At 72.2% G+C, this 14,594-nt stretch carries 15 protein-coding genes; 12 read left to right on the top strand and 3 right to left on the bottom strand.

Annotation, left to right across the window (positions count from 1 at the left end; translation table 11 throughout):
• Positions 1 to 22 precede the first annotated feature (22 nt).
• The 5 genes from IEZ25_RS06330 to IEZ25_RS06310 all read left to right on the top strand — a co-directional run bounded on the left by IEZ25_RS06330 (position 23) and on the right by IEZ25_RS06310 (position 4,554).
• Positions 23 to 1,699: a helix-turn-helix domain-containing protein gene (locus IEZ25_RS06330; RefSeq protein ID WP_191198544.1), complete on the top strand. Its 1,677-nt coding sequence runs from the start codon at positions 23 to 25 to the stop codon at positions 1,697 to 1,699.
• A gap of 62 nt (positions 1,700 to 1,761) precedes the next feature.
• Positions 1,762 to 2,577, top strand: a complete 816-nt coding sequence (locus tag IEZ25_RS06325; protein ID WP_191198543.1) for an alpha/beta fold hydrolase — start codon at positions 1,762 to 1,764, stop codon at positions 2,575 to 2,577.
• Positions 2,574 to 3,323 (top strand): alpha/beta fold hydrolase, encoded by a 750-nt coding sequence (locus IEZ25_RS06320; RefSeq protein ID WP_191198542.1) that lies wholly within the window; start codon positions 2,574 to 2,576, stop codon positions 3,321 to 3,323. The genes IEZ25_RS06325 and IEZ25_RS06320 overlap by 4 nt, the downstream gene beginning before the upstream one ends.
• 85 nt (positions 3,324 to 3,408) lie before the next feature.
• Positions 3,409 to 3,621: a hypothetical protein gene (locus IEZ25_RS06315; RefSeq protein ID WP_191198541.1), complete on the top strand. Its 213-nt coding sequence runs from the start codon at positions 3,409 to 3,411 to the stop codon at positions 3,619 to 3,621.
• A 42-nt stretch (positions 3,622 to 3,663) separates the two neighbouring features.
• On the top strand, positions 3,664 to 4,554 hold the full coding sequence (locus tag IEZ25_RS06310; RefSeq protein WP_191198540.1) for an Fpg/Nei family DNA glycosylase: 891 nt from the start codon (positions 3,664 to 3,666) through the stop codon (positions 4,552 to 4,554).
• Here IEZ25_RS06310 and IEZ25_RS06305 read toward each other — a convergent pair.
• Together IEZ25_RS06305 and lpdA are read right to left on the bottom strand one after the other, a co-directional pair.
• Positions 4,490 to 5,881, bottom strand: a complete 1,392-nt coding sequence (locus IEZ25_RS06305; protein ID WP_191198539.1) for an NAD(P)H-quinone dehydrogenase — start codon at positions 5,879 to 5,881, stop codon at positions 4,490 to 4,492. The genes IEZ25_RS06310 and IEZ25_RS06305 overlap by 65 nt on opposite strands.
• Positions 5,882 to 5,889: 8 nt before the next feature.
• Complete coding sequence (gene lpdA, locus IEZ25_RS06300; protein WP_191198538.1) at positions 5,890 to 7,290, bottom strand: dihydrolipoyl dehydrogenase; 1,401 nt, start codon at positions 7,288 to 7,290, stop codon at positions 5,890 to 5,892.
• A gap of 105 nt (positions 7,291 to 7,395) precedes the next feature.
• On the opposite strand from lpdA, the gene IEZ25_RS06295 reads away from it, so the two are divergent.
• The 5 genes from IEZ25_RS06295 to IEZ25_RS06275 all read left to right on the top strand — a co-directional run bounded on the left by IEZ25_RS06295 (position 7,396) and on the right by IEZ25_RS06275 (position 11,110).
• On the top strand, positions 7,396 to 7,848 hold the full coding sequence (locus IEZ25_RS06295; RefSeq protein ID WP_191198537.1) for a gamma-glutamylcyclotransferase: 453 nt from the start codon (positions 7,396 to 7,398) through the stop codon (positions 7,846 to 7,848).
• Between the two features lie 135 nt (positions 7,849 to 7,983).
• Positions 7,984 to 8,808, top strand: a complete 825-nt coding sequence (locus IEZ25_RS06290) for a purine-nucleoside phosphorylase (protein WP_191198536.1) — start codon at positions 7,984 to 7,986, stop codon at positions 8,806 to 8,808.
• 15 nt (positions 8,809 to 8,823) lie between these two features.
• Positions 8,824 to 9,630, top strand: a complete 807-nt coding sequence (locus IEZ25_RS06285; RefSeq protein ID WP_191198535.1) for an NAD-dependent epimerase/dehydratase family protein — start codon at positions 8,824 to 8,826, stop codon at positions 9,628 to 9,630.
• Positions 9,631 to 9,690: 60 nt separating this feature from the next.
• Positions 9,691 to 10,065 carry a MerR family transcriptional regulator gene (locus tag IEZ25_RS06280; protein ID WP_318152073.1) on the top strand — a complete coding sequence of 125 codons (375 nt, stop codon included), beginning with the start codon at positions 9,691 to 9,693 and terminating at the stop codon, positions 10,063 to 10,065.
• 46 nt (positions 10,066 to 10,111) lie between these two features.
• Positions 10,112 to 11,110, top strand: a complete 999-nt coding sequence (locus IEZ25_RS06275; protein WP_191198533.1) for an aldo/keto reductase — start codon at positions 10,112 to 10,114, stop codon at positions 11,108 to 11,110.
• 23 nt (positions 11,111 to 11,133) lie between these two features.
• On the opposite strand, the gene IEZ25_RS06270 is transcribed toward IEZ25_RS06275, so the two are convergent.
• Positions 11,134 to 12,462, bottom strand: a complete 1,329-nt coding sequence (locus IEZ25_RS06270) for a DUF2252 domain-containing protein (RefSeq protein ID WP_191198532.1) — start codon at positions 12,460 to 12,462, stop codon at positions 11,134 to 11,136.
• A 55-nt stretch (positions 12,463 to 12,517) separates the two neighbouring features.
• On the opposite strand from IEZ25_RS06270, the gene tpx reads away from it, so the two are divergent.
• Together tpx and IEZ25_RS06260 are read left to right on the top strand one after the other, a co-directional pair.
• On the top strand, positions 12,518 to 13,015 hold the full coding sequence (gene tpx / locus IEZ25_RS06265) for a thiol peroxidase (RefSeq protein WP_191198531.1): 498 nt from the start codon (positions 12,518 to 12,520) through the stop codon (positions 13,013 to 13,015).
• 426 nt (positions 13,016 to 13,441) lie between these two features.
• Complete coding sequence (locus IEZ25_RS06260; RefSeq protein WP_191198530.1) at positions 13,442 to 14,572, top strand: heme/hemin ABC transporter substrate-binding protein; 1,131 nt, start codon at positions 13,442 to 13,444, stop codon at positions 14,570 to 14,572.
• The last annotated feature ends 22 nt before the right edge of the window (positions 14,573 to 14,594 follow it).

Below are 14,594 nucleotides of genomic sequence, written 5' to 3'. Positions count from 1 at the left end.
CCCCATGCGCGAGGATGGGGCGATGGGCACGACGGGTGAGGAGACGGCGTACGACGTCGCCGACCTGCGTCGCCGCGCCGACGAGCTCGCCGTCCTGAACGACCTCGCCCGGCGGCTCGCGGCCCTGCACGACACCCGTGACGTGCTCGACGAGGTGGCTCGCCAGGCCCGGAGGCTGCTCGTCGTCGACGTCGCCTACATCATGCTGCTGCGCACCGACGTCCTGCGGATCGAGGTCGTCGACGGCGCCATGGGCTCGGCCATGCGCGGCATCGAGCTGAGGTCGGGGCAGGGACTCGGCGGCCAGGTCCTCTCCACGGGTCGCCCCCTGTGGAGCGAGGCCTACCTCGTCGACGACCGCTTCCCCCGCACCCCCGGGACCGAGTCCGCGGCGCAGAGCGAGCAGCTCGGCGGCATCCTCGGCGTCCCGCTGGTCGTGGGCGAGGAGATCCTCGGCGTGCTCCTGGCGGCGGACCGGCGACCTCGCGCGTTCGTCGACCACGACGTCGAGCTGCTCGCCGGGCTGGCCGCGCACGCCGCCCTGGCCCTGCGCACGGCCGACCTGTTCGACCGCGAGCGGACCGCCGCGGCCGAGCTGCGGACGGCCAACGCCACCCTGCGCGAGGTCAGCGAGAGCCGCCAGCGGGCCAGTGACCTGCGCGACGTGCTCGACGACGTGGTGATCCGGGGAGGCGGCCTGCCTGCGGTGGTCGCCGCGCTCGGACGATCCGCGGGCATCGTCGTCGAGGTCCGCGACCACGAGGGTCGGACCCTCGCCGGCGAGCGCTCGCCCGAGGGAGGCCCGGTCGTGCCGGTCAACCTGCCGAGCGGCCACGCCGGCGACCTGGTCGCCTCCCCGACGACCACCCCGGGCGAGGAGACCGACCGCTTGCTGCGCATCGGCGCCACGACGGTCGCCGTGCTGCTGGCCTCGGAGCGCTCCGTCACCGAGGCCGAGCTCCGCACGCGCGGCGAGTTCGTGCACGCACTGCTCTCCTCCGAGGCCGACGAGGCCAGCCTGCGACGGCGCGCCCGGGCGATCGGCATCGAGCTCGGCTCGGTCGCGACCGTGGCGGTCGTCGACCCCGAGCCGGTGGGCGCGACCGCGGCGACCGCGTTCGCTGCCCGGCTGGCGGCCGAGGTGCGCGGCTGGTCGGCCGCCCACGCCGGCCAGGTCGTCGTGCTCCTCCCGGCAGGCGTCGACGACGTGCGCGACGTGGTCGCGCGCCTGTCCGGGGCCGACGGCACGACGCCGACCACCGGCCTGGCCGCGGGTACCGGTGGGCCGAGCGGCATCCGCACGGCGCACGAGGAGGCGCGGCAGACGGCCGCGCTGCTCCTGGCCCTCGACCGTGCCGGCTCCTGCGCGGCCGGCGACGACCTCGGGCTCTACCGCTCGCTGTTCAGCCGCTCCGGTCGCGGCGAGATCGCGTCCTTCGTCAGGACGACCGTCGGCCCGCTGCTCGACCACGACCGCGAGCGCCAGCGCGACCTCACGGTGACCCTCGAGACCTACCTCGAGCACGCCCGCCACCACGCGCGGACGTGCGAGGTCCTGCACATCCACGCCAACACGCTCTACCAGCGGCTCGACCGGATCACCGCGCTCCTCGGCCCGACCTGGAAGGAGCCCGGCCGGGCGCTCGAGCTGCAGGTCGCGCTCCGCCTGCACCGGCTCATGGACACCCCCTCCACCTGATCCTGGGCGCGACGGGTGAGGTCTCCATGTCGTCGGTGCCGCCGCGCGGCTACGGTCGGACGATGCCGACCTTCCGCACGACCGACGACGTGACGCTGGCCTTCACCGACGAGGGCCGGGGGGCCACCGTCGTGCTCGTCCACGGGTTCACCGCTCCCGCGACCGCGTGGGTCCTCACCGTCGACGCCCTCCTCGCCGCCGGCCACCGCGTCGTGACCTTCGACCGGCGCGCGCACGGCGAGTCCGAGACGCCGGCGCACGGCCAGCGGATGGCGCGCCACGGGCGCGACCTGGGCGAGCTGCTCGACCACCTCGACCTGACCGACGTGACGCTCGTGGGGGCGTCGATGGGCGGCAACACCGTCTGGGCCTACGTCGACCAGTTCGGCCCCGGTCGGCTCGCCGGCGTGGTGGTCGTCGACCAGACGCCGAAGATGCTCAACGACGACTCCTGGCCGCACGGCTTCTACGGCTACGACGCGAGCAACGCCGCCACCCACTTCGACCACGGCGTCCCCCAGCTCGACGGTGGCCGCACCGTGGACAGGTCGGGTCCGGCAGTCGCGCGGCTGGCCGAGCGCCTCGGAGGGTTCCCCGCCTTCCGCGACAGCACCGCGCCCGAGACGCTGCCGTTGCTGCGTGACCACGCGCTCCAGGACTGGCGCGACGTCGTACGACGCTTCCCGCTGCCGCTCCTCATGCTCGCCGGTCGCGAGAGCCAGGTCTGGTCGTGCGAGCACGCGGAGGCCGCCGTGGCGGGCACGGCCCTCGGCCGCGCACTCGTGATCGAGGACGCCGGGCACGCGATCAGCATCGACCAGCCCGACCGCTTCAACGAGGTGCTGCTCGACTTCCTCGGCGAGGTCGCGACCCGGTGAGGCTCGCGACGCAGCAGCACGGCACCGGTCCGAGGCGGGTCGCGCTCGTCCACGGCCTCGGTGCTGACGGTGCGCTCTGGCACACGATGACCGAGCGCCTGGTCGCCGCCGGCGGCATCGCCGTCACCACCGTCGACCTGCGGGGGCACGGCGCGAGCGAGCGTGCCGACGACTACTCCGTCCAGGCGTTCGCCGACGACCTCGTCGAGAGCCTGCCGACGGGGCTCGACGTCGTGGTCGGCCACTCCCTCGGCGGCACCGTCCTCGAGCGCGCCGTCGCCCGGCTGGCCCCCACCCACGCGGTCTACCTGGACCCGGGCTTCCGGCTCGGCCTGCCGACCTCGGGCCTCGCAGGACGCGTCTTCTGGGCCGCGTCCCCGGTGAGCGTCGTCGGCGCAGCGCTCCTCCAGAGGCTGCGCAGCCGGGGCCGGCCCTCGCCGTCGCCCGCGGACGCCGAGCTCCGGCAGGCAGCGACCGCGAGCTTCGACAAGGCCATGGCGGTCGGGGTGTTCCGCGACGTCGCCCACCACCCGGCGCCGGTCGCAGCGCCCGGCGTGCCGTCGACGATCGTGCTCTCCGACGACTCAGCCGCCGTCCTGCCCGACGCGACCGCCCTCCGTCTCGCGGAGCTCGGGTGGGAGCTTCGGCGCCTCCCGGGAATCGGTCACGACTTCTGGCTCCAGGACGCCGACGCGACGTGGTCGTGCGTGCACGACCTCCTGCTGGGAGTGCCCAGCCGGGACTGATCGGGAGCCCGCTACCCTGCGTGACGGCGAGCCGCTGCCCGAGCGGCGCGAGCCCTGCTTCTCCAACCCCCAGCACGGCCCCTCGATGCAGGACGTCGAGTGGACGCCTCCGGGAGGTACGCCGCGCACGATCGGCGTGTGCGCTGCTGACGGCCGTCGGCTCCTGGCCGGCGAGGAGCCTGAGGTCAGGATGGTCCGGGTGGGAGACCGGTGGATGCCGTGCCACGAGGCCGGCGGCGTCCCGGCAGCCGTGCAGATCAGCGACCGCAACGCCGGGCAGGGCGGCTTCGGCATCTGAGGGCGGCCGGCCTCTGTCGCACCCGCCTGTGACACTGGGCGGGTGCCCGAGGGAGACAGCGTCTGGAAGCTCGCCCGCCGGCTGGATCGCCAGCTGAGCGGACACGCGATCGCGCGCTCCGACTTCCGCACCCCGCGCCTCGCGACCCGTGACGTCGCGGGCCGCACCGTCCTCGGCCACGACACCCACGGCAAGCACCTCCTGACCCGGCTCTCCGCCGCGGGCAGCTCGCCCCCGGCCACGCTGCACAGCCACCTGCGGATGGACGGTTCGTGGTCCACCCTCGCGCCCGGCAAGCGGCTGCCCGGCAAGCTCCAGCCCCACGTGCGCCTGGTCCTGGCCCTCGACGACGGGCGGACCGTCCACGGCATCCGGCTCCACGACCTCGAGCTGGTGCCCACCGACCGCGAGACCGACCTCGTCGGCCACCTCGGCCCCGACCCGCTGCGCGACGACTGGGACCTCGACGAGGCCGTGCGTCGTCTCTCGGCCGACCCGCAGGTGCCGCTGGTCAGCGCGCTCCTCGAGCAGCGCTCGATGGCCGGCCTGGGCAACCTCTGGGCCAACGAGCTCGCCTTCCTCAGCGGCGTGAGCCCGTGGACCCCGATCGGCGACGTCGACGTCGCCCGCCTCGTCACGCGCGCCGCCACGATGCTGCGGCACTCAGCCACCGTCGAGGGCGCCTACCAGGTCACCACGGGGTCCTCGGCGAAGGGCGACGACCACTGGGTGACCGGCCGGCAGCGCCAGGGGTGCCGGCGGTGCGGCGGTCCGGTGAGCGTGCAGGCCGAGGTGCCGGGCGACACCGCCAACCGCCGCACGTGGTGGTGCCCGCGGTGCCAGCCCGGACCGGGCCCGGAGGCTCGGGTCAGACCCGGTGCAGGCGGCGGGCCGCCTCGGCGATCGAGCCGCTCATCGAGGGGTAGACCGTGAACGCCTGGGCCAGCTGGTCGGCGGTCAACGACTCCGCGACCGCGATGGAGACGGGGTGGATCAGCTCGGAGGCGCGGGGGCCCACGACCACTCCCCCGACGACGATCCCGGTGCCGGGGCGGCAGAAGAGCTTCACGAAGCCGTCGCGCACGCCCTGCATCTTGGCGCGCGCGTTGCCCGCGAGGGGAAGCATCACGACCTCGGCGGCCATCTCGCCGGAGTCGACGGCGTTCTGCGACCAGCCGACGGTGGCGATCTCCGGCGAGGTGAAGACGTTGGACGAGACCTTCTTGAGGTCGAGCGGCGCGACCGCGTCGCCGAGATAGTGCCACATGGCGATCCGGCCCTGCATGGCGGCGACCGAGGCGAGCATCAGCACGCCGGTGCAGTCACCCGCGGCGTAGATGCCCCGCGCGGAGGTGCGCGACACCCGGTCGACCTTGATGAAGCCGGCCTCGTCGGTGAAGACCCCGGCCTCCTCCAGCCCGAGGTCGGCGGTGTTGGGGACCGAGCCGAGGGCCAGGATGCAGTGGCTGCCGGTGACCGTGCGGCCGTCGGTCAGGGTCACCGTGACCTCGTCGCCCTCGCGGGTCACCGACTGCATGCGCGACTTGCTCAGCACGTTCATGCCGCGGCGGGTCAGCACCTCCTCGAGCACCGCGGAGGCGTCGGCGTCCTCGCCGGGCAGCACCCGGTCGCGGCTGCTGACCAGGGTGACGTCGATGCCGAGGGAGAGGTAGGCGCTGGCGAACTCCGCGCCCGTGACACCCGAGCCGACCACGATGAGCTTCTCCGGCACCTCAGTGAGGTCGTAGACCTGCTCCCAGGTGAGGATCCGCTCGCCGTCGGGCTGCGCGCTCGGCAGCGTGCGCGGCGCGGCGCCGGTGGCGAGCATGATCGCGTCGGCCTCCAGGGTCTCCTCGCCCGAGCCCGTGTCGACGACGACGGTCAGGCCGGGACCGACGCGGCCGCGACCGGTCACCACGCGTACGTCGTCGCGCTCGAGGCCCGAGGCGATGTCGGCCGACTGGTCGGCCGCGAGCTGCTTGACGCGGGCGTTGACCCGGGCCAGGTCGACCACGATCGAGGTGGCGGCGTCGCCGACGTGGTCGCGGAAGTTGACCCCGAGCTCCTGCGCCGTGGCCATGTCGGTCATCAGCTCCGAGGTGGCGATCAGCGTCTTGCTCGGCACGCAGTCGGTCAGGACCGCCGAGCCGCCCACCCCGTCGGTGTCGACGACGGTCACCTCGGCGCCCAGCTGGGCGGCGACGTGGGCGGCCTCGTAGCCGCCCGGTCCGCCGCCGACGATGACGATGCGGTCGGTCATGGAGTCCCTCAGAGGTTGATCATGTGGCCGGCGATGCCGTGGATGGCCTCCTTGACGGCCTCGCCCAGCGTCGGGTGCGCGAAGACGTTGCGGCCGACCTCGTCGGCGGTGAGGTCCCACTTCTGGGCCAGCGTCAGCACGGGCAGCAGCTCGGTGACGTCCGGGCCGATCATGTGGGCGCCGATGATCTCGTTGTGCTCGGCGTCGGCGACGACCTTCACGAACCCGAAGGCCTCGCCGAGGCCCATCGCCTTGCCGTTGGCGGTGAAGGGGAACGTCGCGGTCTTCACGTCGTAGCCGCGCTCCTTGGCCTGCGGCTCGCTGTAGCCGAACGAGGCGATCTGCGGCATGCAGTAGGTCGCGCGGGGCACGAAGTCGTAGTCGACCGGCATCGTCTCGGCGCCGTTGATCGTCTCCGCCGCCACGATCCCCATCGCCTCGGCCACGTGGGCGAGCATGAGCTTGCCGGTGCAGTCGCCAATCGCATAGACGTTGTCGACGTTGGTGCGGCAGTAGTCGTCGATCTCGATGGCGCCGCGCTCGGAGACGCTCACACCGATGTTCTCGATGCCGAAGCCCGTGACGCGCGGCGCGAACCCGAAGGCGGCGAGGAACTTGTCGGCCTCGATGACCTGCTCGTCGCCTCCGTCGGCGGGGGCGACGGTGACCTTGACGCCGGACCCGGTGTCCTCGACGCCCTTCACGGCGGTGGAGGTCAGCACCTTCACGCCGAGCTTCTTGTAGTGCTTGGCCAGCTCCTTGGAGATGTCGGGGTCCTCGGTGGGCACCATGCGGTCGAGGAACTCCACGATCGTCACGTCGACGCCGAAGTTGGCCATGATGTAGGCGAACTCGACGCCGATCGCACCCGAGCCGCCGATGACGATCGAGCCGGGGAGGTGGTCGGTGAGGATCTGCTCCTCGTAGGTGACGACGTTGTCGCTGAGCTCCACGCCCGGCACCAGGCGGACGGTCGCGCCGGTGGCGAGGATGAGGTTGTCGAAGGTGTAGCCGGTCTTCTGGCCATCCTTCTCCACGTCGATCCCGGTCGCGCTGGTGAGGGTGCCCCAGCCGTCGATCTCGGTGATCTTGTTCTTCTTCATGAGGAAGTGGACGCCCTTGACGATGCCGGCGCTGACGTCGCGGCTGCGCTTGTGGGTCGGGCCGAACGACATCGTCGCGTCGCCCTCGATGCCGTACTTGGCCTTCTCGTGCTGGAGCGTGTGCGCGAGCTCGGCGTTCTTCAGCAGCGCCTTGGACGGGATGCACCCGACGTTGAGGCAGACACCTCCCCAGTACTTCTCCTCCACCACGGCCACCTTCTGGCCGAGCTGGGCTGCGCGGATCGCGGCGACGTAGCCACCGGGGCCGGCGCCGAGGACGAGGGTGTCGAAGTGCGTGTCGGTCACGCCCCCAGCCTAGTTGTCGCCCTCGCCGGCCCGACACCGAGGCTTGTCCTGAGGAACGCGCCCTGCGCGTGTCTCGAAGGGTCGGGGCTGGTTATCGTGTGGCTCGTGACGCTCTACGCCGCCTACGGGACGAACCTCGATCCCGCCCGGATGAGCGAGCGCTGCCCGCACTCGATCCTCCAGTCCACCGGCTGGCTGACGGGATGGCGGCTGACGTTCGGTGGCGAGGAGCACGGCTGGGACGGCGCGCTGTCCACGATCGTCCAGGACCCGTTCGAGCAGGTCTTCGTCGCGGTCTACGACGTCACTCCCGAGGACGAGCGCGCGCTCGACGGCTGGGAGTCCGCCGACACCGGCCTCTACCGCAAGACCAAGGTGCGGGTCTCCACGATGACCGGCGAGCTGGTGGTGTGGGCCTACGTGCTCGACGCCTACGAGGGTGGGCTGCCGTCGGCGTCGTACCTCGGGGTCCTCGCCGACGCGGCTGACGCCGCGGGCGCCCCGGAGGACTACGTCGGCGCCCTGCGTCGGCGGGCGTGCCGCTCGACCGGCCTCTGAGGCGGCAGGTCGTTCTCCGATCGGCGTGACCGACCGGCGGGTGCTGCGTTGAACCTGTGTGCCTCGGCGTCCGCCGCCGGGTCGGGGGCAGCGGCGGGCGTCGTGGTTCGCGTGCGTCCGGTCTAGAGTGCGCGCGTGACCAGCACCGACACCACGACTCCGTACGACAACGCGCAGGCCGCCGCCGCGAAGCTCGCCGAGCTCACCGGAGTGGAGCGCCACGACATCGCCCTCGTCCTGGGCTCGGGCTGGCTCCCGGCCGTCGACGCGCTGGGCGAGGCGACCGCCGAGATCGACACCACCGACGTGCCCGGCTTCAGCGCCGCCGCCGTCGCCGGCCACAGCGGCAAGATCCGCTCGATCCGCACCACCGACTCCGAGGGGTCCGACCGCAACCTGCTGGTCTTCCTCTCGCGCACGCACTTCTACGAGGGCAAGGGCGTCGCCGCCGTCGTCCACCCGGTCCGCACGGCGGCCGCGGCCGGCTGCTCGGCCATCGTCTTGACCAACGGGTGCGGCGGCCTCAAGGAGGGCTGGCAGCCGGGACAGCCGGTCCTGATCTCCGACCACATCAACCTGACCGGCCACAGCCCGCTGGTCGGCGCCAACTTCGTCGACCTCACCGACCTCTACAGCCCGCGCCTGCGCGCGATGTGCCGCGAGATCGACCCGAGCCTCGACGAGGGCGTCTACGTCCAGTTCACCGGCCCCCACTACGAGACCCCCGCCGAGGTCCGGATGGCGGGTGTCATGGGCGGTCACCTCGTCGGCATGAGCACCACGCTCGAGGCGATCGCGGCCCGCGAGGCCGGCATGGAGATCCTCGGCATCAGCCTGGTCACCAACCTCGCCGCCGGACTCAGCGGCGAGCCGCTCGACCACGCCGAGGTCCTCGAGGCCGGCAAGGCCGCCGCCAGCCGGATGGGCGGCCTGCTCAGCCAGGTCGTCACGAAGATCTGAGTCGGGGGACCTGACGTGCGCGTCCTCGTCTCCGGTGCCGCCGGCAGCCTCGGCCGGGTGATCACGGTCGGGCTCATCGAGCTCGGCCACGAGGTCGTCGGCCTCGACCTGGTCCCCGCACCCGAGGGGGCGACGTTCGCCTGGCACGAGGCCGACTGCGCCGACGCCGACGCGGTGGCGGCGGTCTTCGCCGCCCTGTCGACCGGGGGCAGGCTCGACGCGGTCGTGCACCTGGCCGGCGTGCCCGAGGAGGTCTCGCTCCCCGACGAGCTGACCTCCCACGTGATCACGACCGCGGCGCTGCTCGACGCGATGGTGGCCCACGACGTGCCACGGCTGGTCTACGCCTCCTCCAACCACGCGGTCGGCCGTACCCCGCGTGCCGACGGCGAGCTCACCGTGGGCGCGCTCCCCCGCGCCGACACCTACTACGGCGTCGCGAAGGTCGCTGCCGAGGCGCTCCTCCAGCTCTTCGTGGACCGTCACGGCCTCGACGTCGTCTCCTGCCGGATCGGCTCCTTCCTGGAGGAGCCGACCAGCGTGCGCGGGCTCTCGACCTGGCTCTCCCACGGCGACGGCCTCCGCATGGTCGAGGCCGCGCTCACCACGCCCGCCCCCGGCTACGCCGTCCTCTACGGCATCAGCGCCAACACCCGCGCCTGGTGGGACCTCGGGCCCGGGCGCGCGCTCGGCTACGAGCCGCAGGACGACGCCGAGGCGTACGCCGACCGCGTCGAGCCGGGCCCCTACGACGAGGCCGAGGCGGAGTTCGTCGGTGGCCCGTTCGCGACGGCCCAGTTCCAGCGCCCCGCACTGGGCTGACCGGCACGGGGCCGAGGCCACCCTTGACTTGGAGTGCACTCCAGGTCGCACACTGGTCGGGTGACCAGCCTGAGCATCGCCGAGGCGGCCGAGCGCACCGGCCTCACCGCCCACACCCTGCGCTACTACGAGCGTGACGGGCTGCTGCTCGGGGAGGTCCACCGCGCCTCGTCGGGGCACCGTCGCTACACCGACGCCGACCTCCGCTGGATCGAGATGGTGACCCGGCTCCGCGCGACCGGCATGCCCATCCGGGACGTACGCCGCTACGCCGCGCTGGTCCGCGACGGCGACGGCAACGAGGCGGACCGCCTCGCGCTCCTGCTGGCCCACCGTGAGCTCGTCGAGCGGCAGCTGGCCGAGGTCACCTCGCACCTGCGCGCGATCGACTACAAGATCGCGCTCTACGAGAACACGCTCGACAAGAGCGCGTGAGCCCGGGGTTGACTTCGAGCGCACTCCAAGGAGTTCCCTGGAGGGCATGACCATCCAGAAGCGCACCCTCGGCACCACCTCGTCCCTCACCGTCAGCTCGCTCGGCCTCGGCTGCATGGGGATGTCGGAGTTCTACGGCACGCCCGACGAGCAGGGCGGCACCGACACCATCCACCGTGCCCTCGACCTCGGCGTCACGTTCCTCGACACCGCCGACATGTACGGCCCGTTCACCAACGAGCAGCTGGTCGGCAAGGCCATCTCCGGGCGCCGCGACGAGGTGCAGCTCGCCACCAAGTTCGGCAACGAGCGCCTCCCCGACGGCACCATGGTCGGGATCAACGGCTCGCCCGACTACGTCCGCAAGGCCTGCGACGACTCGCTCCAGCGCCTCGGCGTCGACCACATCGACCTCTACTACCAGCACCGCGTCGACAAGGGCGTCCCGATCGAGGAGACCGTCGGCGCGATGAAGGAGCTCGTCGAGGCCGGCAAGGTCCGCCACCTCGGGCTGTCCGAGGCCTCGGCGGCCACCATCCGCAAGGCCCACGCCGTGCACCCGATCACCGCCCTCCAGACGGAGTACTCGCTCTTCACCCGCGACCTCGAGGACGAGATCCTGCCCACGATCCGCGAGCTCGGCATCGGCCTGGTGCCGTACTCCCCGCTCGGGCGCGGCCTGCTCACCGGCGCCATCAGCGCCAGCAGTGGCGCCGACGGCGAGGCCGACCGTCGTCGCTCGGAGTACTTCCCCCGCTTCCAGGGCGAGGCGCTCGACGCCAACCTGGCCCTCGTCGAGCAGGTGCGCGAGCTCGCCGCCACCAAGGGCTGCACGCCCGGCCAGCTCGCACTGGCGTGGGTGCTCGCCCAGGGCGAGGACGTCGCCCCGATCCCCGGCACCAAGCGCGTGAAGTACCTCGAGGAGAACGTTGGCGCCGCCGACGTCGACCTCAGCGCCGACGACCTCGCCGCCCTCGAGCGGGCCGTCCCGCGCGACGCCGTCCAGGGCGACCGCTACGGCAACATGGCCTCGATCGACGACTGATCCCCTGCTCCCCTTCGCGGGGGTCAGGTTGCGGCGATGCCCACCCGGCCCTCGCGGAAGGCGTCGACGAAGAGCGCGTGGTCGGTGCGCACCTGCTCGGCGTAGGCGATGCCCCAGTCGCACAGCCAGGTCACGAGCTCGTTGCGGCGCCCCTCGAGCGAGCGCGCGATGGCCTCCTCGACCTGGAAGTCGACGAGGTCCTGCTGGCTGTCCTCGTCGGAGGCGCAGTGGATCTTCGCGGTCGCCCGGCCGAGCAGGTCGACCACCGAGCGCATGTCGTCGGGCTCGTTGATCTCCGACCAGTCGAGGTCGACCTCGTAGGGCGAGACCTCGGACACCACATAGCCGACACCGTCGATCTCGGTGTGCCCGAGCAGCGGGTCGGTGTGCACCTGCAGCGCCCGCTGGCTGACCACCGTGCGGTGCCCCTCGTGGTCGAAGTAGGCGTCGACCTCCGCGGTGTCGACGAACCGGCTCACGGCCGGGACGTTGGCCTGCTTCATGCTGAGCACCACGTCGTTGTCGAGCACCTGGCTGTAGCCCTCCACCAGCACGTTGTAGGCCGGCAGCCCGGCGCTGCCGATCCCGAAGCCGGACTTCCCCACGACGTCGCGCAGCTCGTAGAACAGGTCGCGGTCGAAGCGCTTGGACTCCGGGATGGTGTCGAGGTAGGCGCGGAACGCCGCCACGACGCGCGTCCGCTCGGCACGGGCGAGGCGGCGCGTGGTGGCGTCCTCGGCGAACCGCCGTCGTCCGTCCTTCAGCGTCGTCATGCCGTCGAGCAGGTCGGAGCGGTGCATCGCGCGCGCCACGACCAGCGCACCCAGCACCGGGCCGTCGGCGTTGTCGAGCCGGATCGCGAAGTCCTCGTCGTCCTCCGACGCGACGTAGTGGCTGACCTGGGCGAGGTAGGAGCGGACGTAGCGGCCGATCAGCTTGCGGATCGCGTCCTCGGGCAGCGCCTTCTGCCACGCGAGCAGGGCGAGACTGGCGGCGAACCGCTGGAGGTCCCAGGTGAAGCGACCGACGTACGCCTCGTCGAAGTCGTTGACGTCGAAGATCAGCCGGCCGTCGGAGTTGAGGTAGGTGCCGAAGTTCTCGACGTGCAGGTCGCCGTGGATCCAGATCCGCTCGGCGCCGTGCCGTGCCCAGTCGTGCACGTCGGGCTCGGCGGTGACGTCGCGGTAGAACAGGCACGCGGTACCGCGGTAGAACGCGTGCGGGTCACGCGCCATCTTGCGGTACTTCGCGCGGAACGCCGCGGGATCGGCGCGCATCAGCGGGGCGAACGCGTCGCGCAGCACCTCGATGATGACGGTCGTACGGTCCGTGGACGCAGTGCCGGATGCCATCTCGCCACCCTAGGGCCGCGGTCCGGCGCGTGCGCGCTGCCACTAGGTTGGGCGCATGGCTACCACTCAACTGGGCGACAACACCATCTCCACCGTGGGCGAGCTGCCCGCGGTCGGCTCCAAGGCACCGGGCTTCGACCTGGTCGACGCGAAGTTCGGCGCGATCACCGACACCGACCTGGCCGGCAAGCGCGTCGTGCTCAACATCTTCCCGAGCATCGACACCGGCGTGTGCCAGGCGAGCGTCAAGAAGTTCAACGAGCTCGCCTCGAGCCTGGAGAACACCTCCGTGGTCTGCGTCTCGCGCGACCTCCCCTTCGCCCAGGCCCGCTTCTGCGGCGCCGAGGGCATCGAGGACGTCCTGGTGGGATCGGCCTTCCGCTCCTCCTTCGGCCAGGACTACGGCATCGCGATCGACGGCGGCGGCTGGGACCAGCTCTTCGCCCGAGCGGTCGTCGTCCTCGACACCGACGGCACCGTGCTCCACACCCAGCTGACCGACGCCGTCGGCCAGGAGCCCGACTACGACGCAGCGGTGGCTGCCCTGGGCTGACGCCCTCCCCGCTCGTCCACGCAGGCCGCGATCCCTCCGGGGGTCGCGGCCTGCGTGCATCTCGGGGCCAGCTCGGACACGTGTCCGCGGTGTCGCCCTCGCGCCCGCCTCCGCTCCCACACGTGTCCGAGCTCTCGCCCCGCGCGTCCCCTTTCCGGGGCAACTTCTCGGACACGTGTCCCCAGCGTCGGAGCACCAGCGCCCGCACCAGCATCCGCCGTACACGTGTCCGCGAAGTCGCCCCTGAGGTCCCGTTCCGAGGGCAACCTCTCGGACACGTGTGGTCCGCGCGGCCGGCAGACCCCAGCGAGAGGCGATGTCTCGGACACGTGTGGCACGCGGCGTCTCCGCCTTTGGACGGATTGTCGACCAGTCAGAATTGAGGTTAGCCTTGGCTTACTTAGGTTAGCCTCACCAAAGGTCGTTATGTCCTCCCTCTCCCGTCCACGCGGCCGACGTCGTGTGCGTACGACGTACGCCCCGCTCGCCGCTGCCACCGCAGCGGTCCTCCTGCTCGGCGCGTGCTCCCCGCTCGCCACGCAGTCCTCGTCCGCGAGTGCCGGCTCCGCCGAGGTGCCCGACGTCTCGGAGGTCACGCCGCTGAGCGACCCGCGCGCGTGGGACGGCGTGGTCGACATCGCGCTGCCGGACATCGACATCGACCCGATCGCCACGGACCCGCGCCCGGAGCTGCCGGTGACCGTCACCGACGCCCAGGGCACCGACGTCACGGTGGAGGACACCTCGCGCATCCTGGCGCTCGACATCTACGGCACGCTCTCGCAGACCGTCTTCGAGCTCGGCCTCGGCGAGAGCGTCGTCGGCCGCGACGTCTCCTCCCAGTTCGGCGCGATCGCCGACCGTCCGCTGGTCACCAGCAACGGTCACGAGCTCAACGCCGAGGCGATCCTCGCCCTCGATCCCACCGTCGTGCTCACCGACACCTCGCTCGGGCCGTGGGACGTCGTCCTCCAGCTCCGCGACGCCGGCATCCCGGTCGTGGTCACCGACTCCCACCGCGGCCTGGACAACCTCGCCTCCCTCACCCGCCAGGTCGCCGACGCGCTCGGCGTACCGGGCGAGGGCAAGCAGCTCGGCCGGCGGATCGCCGACGAGGCCGACGCGATGGAGGAGTCGATCGCCCGGGTCACGCCGAAGGACCTCAACCAGCGCCTGCGCACGGTCTTCCTCTACGTCCGCGGCACCTCGGGCGTCTACTACATGTTCGGCCAGGACTCCGGCGCGGACTCCCTCATCGAGGCCGTCGGTGGCTACGACGTGAGCTCGGAGATCGGCTGGAAGGGCATGCGCCCGCTCACCGACGAGGGCCTGATCTCCGCCCAGCCCGACGTGGTGCTGATGATGAGCAAGGGCCTGGAGTCCGTCGGCGGCGTCGACGGCCTGCTCGAGCGCTTTCCCGCGCTCGCCCAGACCCCGGCCGGCGAGCACGAGCGGATCGTGGCGATGAACGACGACCAGATCCTCAGCTACGGCCCGCGCACCGCCGACGTCCTCAACGCGCTGGCCGTCGCGCTCTACGCCCCGGACGCGCTGTGACGACCCCGGTGGTGCCGCGACC

Origin of the sequence: Nocardioides hwasunensis (assembly GCF_014779665.1) — a bacterium.
GTDB classification, from domain to species: domain Bacteria; phylum Actinomycetota; class Actinomycetes; order Propionibacteriales; family Nocardioidaceae; genus Nocardioides; species Nocardioides hwasunensis.
Note: the sequence above shows the minus strand (reverse complement) of the source record. Positions and strands in the feature narration are given on the sequence as shown.

Excerpts from the sequence above, each read along its gene's own strand:
- IEZ25_RS06305 (WP_191198539.1), bottom strand. The coding sequence starts at position 5,881 with ATGACCGACCGCATCGTCATCGTCGGCGGCGGACCGGGCGGCTACGAG.
- IEZ25_RS06275 (WP_191198533.1), top strand. The coding sequence starts at position 10,112 with ATGACCATCCAGAAGCGCACCCTCGGCACCACCTCGTCCCTCACCGTC.
- IEZ25_RS06330 (WP_191198544.1), top strand. The coding sequence starts at position 23 with ATGGGCACGACGGGTGAGGAGACGGCGTACGACGTCGCCGACCTGCGT.
- tpx (WP_191198531.1), top strand. The coding sequence starts at position 12,518 with ATGGCTACCACTCAACTGGGCGACAACACCATCTCCACCGTGGGCGAG.
- IEZ25_RS06325 (WP_191198543.1), top strand. The coding sequence starts at position 1,762 with ATGCCGACCTTCCGCACGACCGACGACGTGACGCTGGCCTTCACCGAC.
- IEZ25_RS06260 (WP_191198530.1), top strand. The coding sequence starts at position 13,442 with ATGTCCTCCCTCTCCCGTCCACGCGGCCGACGTCGTGTGCGTACGACG.
- IEZ25_RS06270 (WP_191198532.1), bottom strand. The coding sequence starts at position 12,462 with ATGGCATCCGGCACTGCGTCCACGGACCGTACGACCGTCATCATCGAG.
- IEZ25_RS06315 (WP_191198541.1), top strand. The coding sequence starts at position 3,409 with ATGCAGGACGTCGAGTGGACGCCTCCGGGAGGTACGCCGCGCACGATC.